Origin of the sequence: Acinetobacter sp. YH12116, assembly GCF_013418895.1 — a bacterium.
Lineage (GTDB): Bacteria > Pseudomonadota > Gammaproteobacteria > Pseudomonadales > Moraxellaceae > Acinetobacter > Acinetobacter indicus.
The window spans coordinates 1-6,538 of sequence record NZ_VPBE01000053.1; the positions used below are offsets into that span (position 1 = coordinate 1).

General features: G+C 45.7%; 5 protein-coding genes and 1 pseudogene. 4 read left to right on the plus strand and 2 right to left on the minus strand.

Annotation, left to right across the window (positions count from 1 at the left end; all coding sequences use genetic code 11):
* Positions 1-128 precede the first annotated feature (128 nt).
* Positions 129-835: pseudogene (locus tag FTU54_RS14775) on the minus strand (IS256 family transposase); the annotation flags it as partial.
* A 190-nt stretch (positions 836-1,025) separates the two neighbouring features.
* Between FTU54_RS14775 and FTU54_RS14780 the strand changes: the two are divergent.
* Positions 1,026-1,136 (plus strand): hypothetical protein, encoded by a 111-nt coding sequence (locus tag FTU54_RS14780; protein ID WP_005179737.1) that lies wholly within the window; start codon positions 1,026-1,028, stop codon positions 1,134-1,136.
* A 137-nt stretch (positions 1,137-1,273) separates the two neighbouring features.
* Here FTU54_RS14780 and tehB read toward each other — a convergent pair whose 3' ends face one another.
* Entirely contained in the window at positions 1,274-2,140 is an 867-nt protein-coding gene (gene tehB / locus FTU54_RS14785) for an SAM-dependent methyltransferase TehB (protein WP_180074886.1), read from the minus strand.
* 576 nt (positions 2,141-2,716) lie between these two features.
* On the opposite strand from tehB, the gene pgaB reads away from it, so the two are divergent.
* The 3 genes from pgaB to pgaD are packed head-to-tail and all read left to right on the plus strand — an operon-like array spanning position 2,717 to position 6,390.
* The gene (pgaB, locus tag FTU54_RS14790; protein WP_257223827.1) at positions 2,717-4,642 is read left to right on the plus strand and encodes a poly-beta-1,6-N-acetyl-D-glucosamine N-deacetylase PgaB; all 1,926 of its coding nucleotides are present in this window, start codon (positions 2,717-2,719) and stop codon (positions 4,640-4,642) included.
* Positions 4,643-4,660: 18 nt separating this feature from the next.
* Positions 4,661-5,920, plus strand: a complete 1,260-nt coding sequence (gene pgaC, locus FTU54_RS14795; RefSeq protein ID WP_180074888.1) for a poly-beta-1,6-N-acetyl-D-glucosamine synthase — start codon at positions 4,661-4,663, stop codon at positions 5,918-5,920.
* Between the two features lie 32 nt (positions 5,921-5,952).
* A complete protein-coding gene (pgaD, locus tag FTU54_RS14800; protein WP_160241067.1) occupies positions 5,953-6,390 on the plus strand; it encodes a poly-beta-1,6-N-acetyl-D-glucosamine biosynthesis protein PgaD in 438 nt (145 codons plus the stop codon).
* Positions 6,391-6,538: the final 148 nt, after the last annotated feature.

Below are 6,538 nucleotides of genomic sequence, written 5' to 3' on the forward strand. Positions count from 1 at the left end.
ATAAGGGCAAATTGTAGGTTTTATCTCAGGTTCAAATTTAAGATTTTAGCAGCACTCCAAACTCTACAATTTGCGTATAGTGGTAGCTAATCACTATATCAATCAAGATACAAGAAGCACTGCTTCGCAAGGCAGGCGATCAGAATATCCTGCAACCCTCGGTTTTTAAGCTCAGTCAGGACATTCAGCCAGAACTTGGCACCTTCATTCTCAGCCATCCACATGCCGAGCAGTTCTTTGTGTCCATCAAGATTAATGCCTAAGGCAAGGAATACAGCCTTGTTGATGACACTGCCATTATGACGGACTTTAACCACAATACAGTCCATATAAACGATGGGATAGATCACATCCAGCGGACGGTTTTGCCATTCAGCAACCTGCTCATTGACGGCATCCTCACAGCAGTGCTGTTCGCCTTGGAAATGAGCGTTGGAGATACATCGGCATCGTACATTTCCTTGAAGGTAGCAACGATTTCACGGGTGGTCATGCCTTTGGCATAAAGGGATAGAATCTGGCTATCCATTTGCGTGATACGGGTCTGATTTTTCTTAATCAACTGAGGTTCGAAAGTGCCATCACGATCACGTGGTGTGGTGATCTCAATCTCCCCATCATCGCTAAGTACAGTCTTACTAGAATAACCATTGTGTGAATTTGAGCCAGATTTACGGGCATTTTTTTCATGTCCGAGATGTTCGGTAAGTTCGGCATTAAGAGCCGTTTCAACAGTGAGTTTGGTCAACAATCGGGTGAATTGGTTGAGATCGTCTTCTGTTTTGATTCCTTTAGTAAATTCTGCTGCAAGGTCTTTTAGTTGTTGTTCGTTCATCATATTGCCTGACTCCGTTGTGAATATGAACATAGCAAATTCAGGCAATTACACAATTTAATTTACAGTCTCGAGTGATGAGTAATTGCACTTCTGGATTTTTTTAGTCAGCACGATAAACTCCAATTTCTCTTTAAAAATCCTCAAATTGGGGTAAGATGTGACAACAGATTCTACCGTTGAGATCACAATGAGCTTTTTAAAAAAGAAAAATAGCGCGAGTTTTGTCTTCTTTATTATTACGCTGTACTCATTGATTGGTTTTGGTCTGGGCTATGTGATTTGGGAATATCTGTTGTAACATTTTCTTATTCGCTTTATCCAATAATTATTGAATCATCAGCAAGTTCTTAAACTTGCTGACCATCACTGTTTTTATTCTTCCTCTAAAGCCGACCCTCATCCAGATAATCAGCTTTTATATGTAAGGATAAATTTTTACGCTATTTTCTGTGCCAATAACGTCGCAAAACGCTGTTGAATACGCTTGCCCTGTTCATCGACACGGTGCAGTTCACCCACATTTTCATTGTATTTCAGCAAAGTCCAGCCTTCATAATAAGCTTTTAACTCACCGGCTTTAAAGCTAAAAGGGAAGTCCGGTTGAATCGGATAATCTTCACTATCCATCGCGCAAACAATCAGGTTAAGGCCACCAGCTTTGGTGGCCTGCTGCATCTGCTGAATCAAAGTCGGGATGGTGTCGGGTTGTAAAAACATCATCACCACCGTGCAATATACAAAATCGTATTGACCCTGAATCTGTGGATTAATATTTAAATCCCGTAGCGTGGTATGAATGCTCTGAATCTGTTCCTGCTGAATAATCTCGTTCAGGCGCTCCAGACTTTGGGCATTGACATCCCAGGCATCGACCTGAAAACCGTGCTGACTTAAAAACAGCGCATTACGACCACTGCCACAGCCAACATCCAGCGCCGTGTTGCCCTGTAAAGATGGCTGTGCGGCCAGAATTTCTGAATGGGTCGGGGTCAGTTTATATTTTTTGGCAAAGTAGTCATTGGCTGTGCAATAAAAGCTGAGCTGACATTCGACATCGGCACTGGCCGAAACAATCTTGTGCCACACTTGCGGCTCAAGCATGGGCGGTTGCTGTTCCGGACTAAACAGATGTTCAGACAACAGCGTGCCTGCTTCATCGAGCAAGGCAAAATGCAATTCACCTTTTAAAACCTTCAGTTGGGCCCAAGTGCCGGCTTTGGTATTGTGCTGGCGTAAAAAGCCAGGCGGGATAGTGTCTTGTGTCCAGATCGGTAGCTGTTTATAGCATACGAGCGTTTGCATCTTTTCTCCATGTGCACTTGGGGTAAATGTCATTAAACCCTAAGCCTGCACAATATGCCAGAGAAGGAAGGGGAAAGGGCATGATTTCATCGGCCCACTTCCAATTATCTAGATGACTCAATCCATACTATTTTAGCGGTGAATCTTCAGCTCAAAATGATCTCCACATTTCCATTTTTGCAGATGTATTAGCGTTTTGAAAAATACTTCAGTATCAAATGGTGAGAATTTAAAATTGAAAACCAGATCACATTTTGGGCTTATAAAAGCGTCTACCCTTTAGAAAATTATCAACTGACCCGTTGGCGGGTGGCTAAAAAATAAGTAAAACTAAGTGAATGATATAAAATCATAAATATTTTATTGCTTTATTTTGAAAGCAAGGGCAAAAAGCAAAAAAACGGGATTAATTAACAAATGTATACACAAATAATAATAAAATAATGGTTGAATCTGCGCAATTGCTCGAATGTAGCATCGTATCTTCTTGTCTGTACCATGAATTCCGCGCGCCTTATGTCTCCTCTATTTCAGTTTATTAAAGCGGTCCAGATTTTTGTTTTCTTTCTTTGTAGTATGCTCATGGGTTGGGCACAGGCGGGAAATGAAATGAAAAACTTGACGATCCTTGCCTACCACGAAGTCACTTCTGAACCACAACCGTTAATGCCTGAATATGCGATTGAGCCTAAACAATTGCAGCAGCATCTGGACTGGCTGGTACAAAATGGCTTTCAGTTTATTGGCAGTCAGCAACTGTTAGAGGCACAGCAACACAACAAGGCGCTACCGGAAAAATCAGTCTTGCTCAGTTTTGATGATGGCTATCAAAGTTTTTATCAGCATGTCTATCCTGTTTTAAAACAGCGGAATATTCCGGCTGTGTTGTCGGTGGTCGGGCACTGGTTAGAACCAGCAGAACAGCAACAGGTTAATTTTGGCGGGAAAATGGTGTCACGCCAGCATTTTTTAAGCTGGGCACAATTAAAAGAATTACAGGCCAGCGGTCTGGTGGAAATTGCCAGCCACAGTTATGACCTGCATAAAGGCATTGTGGCCAATCCGCAGGGCAATGAATTGCCGGCCACCGTAGCACGTGCCTATTTCCCGCAGCAGCAGCGTTATGAAGATGACAACGCTTATCAGAAACGCATTCAGCAGGACTTAAAAGCCAATCAGCGCCTATTGCAAAAACATGGCCTGAAAGCGCCAAAAATTATGGTCTGGCCTTATGGTCGCTATAACTTGCATACGGTAAAAATTGCTAAAAAACTGAAGATGCCAATCAGCCTGACGCTGGATGATGCCGAGAATCAACCTGTAAACAGTTTTTCCAGATTGCCGCGAATTCTGATTCAAAAACACATGGATACATCACTGCTGGCTAAAGAAATCCAGAAACATCAGCAGCAGCGCACGGACAATGACCGTCCGCAAAAGATCATGCATGTCGATATCGACTATATTTATGATCCGGACCCGCAGCAGCAGGAACGTAATTTAGGCTTATTGCTGGACCGGATTCAGCAGATTGGCGTCAATACTGTATATTTACAGGCGTTTTCTGATCCGGATGGCAATGGCTCGGCCGATCTGGTCTATTTCCCGAACCGTTATATTCCAATGCGTGCTAACCTGTTTAACCGTGTGGCCTGGCAAATCCAGACCCGGACTCAGGTACGTCGTGTCTATGCCTGGATGCCAGTATTTGCCTGGGAATTACCGGCCTCGAATCCGGTGGCCAAAGATCTGGTGCAAACCGAGCAGCCGCATAGCGGTAAGCATCTGAACATGGGCTATCACCGTTTAAGTCCATTTTCGCCGCACGCCCGCAACACCATTAAAGGCATTTATGAAGATCTAGCCAAATCGGCACAGTTCAACGGCATTATTTTCCATGATGATGCCACCTTGTCCGATTATGAAGATGCCAGCAGCTGGGCCAAAAAGGCCTATCAGCAGCAGGGCTTAGCGACTGATCTGGCACAACTGCGTGCTGATGATGCCGCCTTACAGAAATGGACAGCTTATAAAGTCAAAGTGATTGATGATTTTGCCATGGAGTTGGCCGAGACCGTACGTCAGTATCAGCCTTATTTGCAGACCTCGCGTAACCTGTATGCACAGGTGGCACTGTCGGCCTATTCAGAAAACTGGTATGCCCAGTCGCTGGAACAGTCGCTAAACCGTTATGACTTTACCGCGATTATGGCCATGCCATATATGGAACAGGTCGATGATCCGGCGCAGTTTTATCAGCAGCTATTGAGTCGGGTGCAGCAGTATCCGCAAGGGCTGCGTAAAACGGTGTTTGAATTGCAGGCGGTCGACTGGCGCAGTGGCAATAAAATTCCATCTGCGGAAATTGCGGAAACAATTCAGAAACTCTATCAGGCCGGTGTGAAGCACATTGCCTACTATCCGGATGATCCAATCCAGAATCATCCTGATCCGGCTGTGCTGCGTCAGGCCTTCCAGTCTCAGCCCGCATCCGCACCGTAACAGGCTAGAGGAACAACCATGTTGCAAGAACTCTGGCAATCGGTGCTGAACTTTGTGTTTTATTATCCGCTGTTCATGTCCTATTTATGGATGATGGGCGCGCTGATTTTCTATGTCAAAGAACGCAAAGATCCGACCTTTACTCAGCCGCCAGCTTTACAGGAATATCCTTTGGTGGCGGTGCTCATTCCGTGTTTTAACGAAGGCGATAATGCCGAGGAAACCATCACCCAGGCACTGGCATTAAAGTACCCCAACTTTGAAGTCATTGCGATTAATGATGGCAGCTCGGACAATACTGGCGAGGTACTGAACCGTCTGGCGGCTCAGCATCCACGGTTAAGGGTGGTGCATCTGGCAGAAAATCAGGGCAAGGCCATGGGGCTGCAAGCTGGCAGTCTGGTCACCGATGCTGAATATCTGCTTGGAATTGATGGCGATGCCTTGCTCGATCCACATGCGGCCAGCTGGATGTTACGCCATTTTCAGCGTGATCCGGCGGTGGCCGCCGTTACGGGCAATCCGCGGATTCGCAATCGCTCGACCTTATTGGGCCGGGTCCAGGTCGGTGAATTCTCCTCGATTATTGGCATGATTAAACGTGCCCAGCGCACCTATGGTCGTATTTTTACTGTTTCAGGGGCGATTACCGCCTTTCGTAAAAGCGCGGTACATCAGGTCGGTTACTGGTCGCACGACATGCTCACAGAAGATATTGATATTTCCTGGAAGCTGCAGCGTGCCGGCTGGAAAATTGAATTTGAACCGAATGCACTGGTCTGGGTACTGATGTCGGAAACCCTGCAAGGCTTATGGAAACAGCGTTTGCGCTGGGCCATGGGTGGGGCGCAGGTGTTAAATAAAAATATTGATGTAATTTTTAAGCCCAAGCTGAATTATTTGTGGCCGCTGATTCTGGAAATGATGCTGACTCTGGTCTGGTCATATCTGCTGCTGTTGCTGTGTCTGCTCTGGATGTTAAGTTTCTGCCTGCCTATTTTACCGTTGCCGGAACTGCAATCGCCGTTTTTACCGCAAGGGGTGGGTATTGTGCTGGGCGCGACCTGTTTGTTCCAGTTTATGGTCAGCAAATGGATGGACAGCCGCTATGAAAAAAATCTGGCCAAAAACTATTTCTGGATGATCTGGTATCCGTTCATGTTCTGGCTGATTACCGTATCGGCCAGTATTGTGGCGTTTCCAAAAATGCTGCTGCGTGGGGAAGGGAAACGTGCACGCTGGATCAGTCCCGATCGTGGAATTAAACGTGACAGCTAACTGTCGCGATGTGATGTGTTGAGAGTAAAGTTGTGAAAGCCAATACTTTAATTATTGATTATCGCTATGAATTGCCGTGGCAAAAGCGTTATGCCTCGAACGTGTGTACCGCCGGCTTATGGCTGACCTGGGGCCTGTTGTGGCAGCCAGTTTTAAGCAGTCTGGGTTTACTGGATTTGGAACGGGATGCACTGATTCAGCAAGTGGCCCAGTTGATGCTGAGTATTCTGCAAAATGGCTTTAGCGCGCTGGTGGCTTGTGGCTTGAGTTTATGGCTGTGGACCAACTATATTCCGGCGCACTCCATCCAGACCATGCAACCGGCACCGCTAAACCAGTTTGCCGAGCATTTTCAGCTGGAACCGGTGATGTTAACGCAATCCCGTCAGGCCAAAATTGTCACGGTCTATCATGATCAGGAGGGCAAGATTGTCGATTTACAGGCACATTCCCAGCACCCTGTATCTTAAAGGTTGGCTGGAATTCGGCTGCTTGTATCTTGATTGATATAGTGATTAGCTACCACTATACGCAAATTGTAGAGTTTGGAGTGCTGCTAAAATCTTAAATTTGAACCTGAGATAAAACCTACAATTTGCCCTTATCCCTCATACAACT

Bases quoted from the DNA above. Each gene is read 5' to 3' on its own strand.
- pgaC (WP_180074888.1), top strand. From the start codon at position 4,661: ATGTTGCAAGAACTCTGGCAATCGGTGCTGAACTTTGTGTTTTATTAT.
- FTU54_RS14780 (WP_005179737.1), top strand. From the start codon at position 1,026: ATGAGCTTTTTAAAAAAGAAAAATAGCGCGAGTTTTGTCTTCTTTATT.
- pgaB (WP_257223827.1), top strand. From the start codon at position 2,717: ATGCTCATGGGTTGGGCACAGGCGGGAAATGAAATGAAAAACTTGACG.
- tehB (WP_180074886.1), bottom strand. From the start codon at position 2,140: ATGCAAACGCTCGTATGCTATAAACAGCTACCGATCTGGACACAAGAC.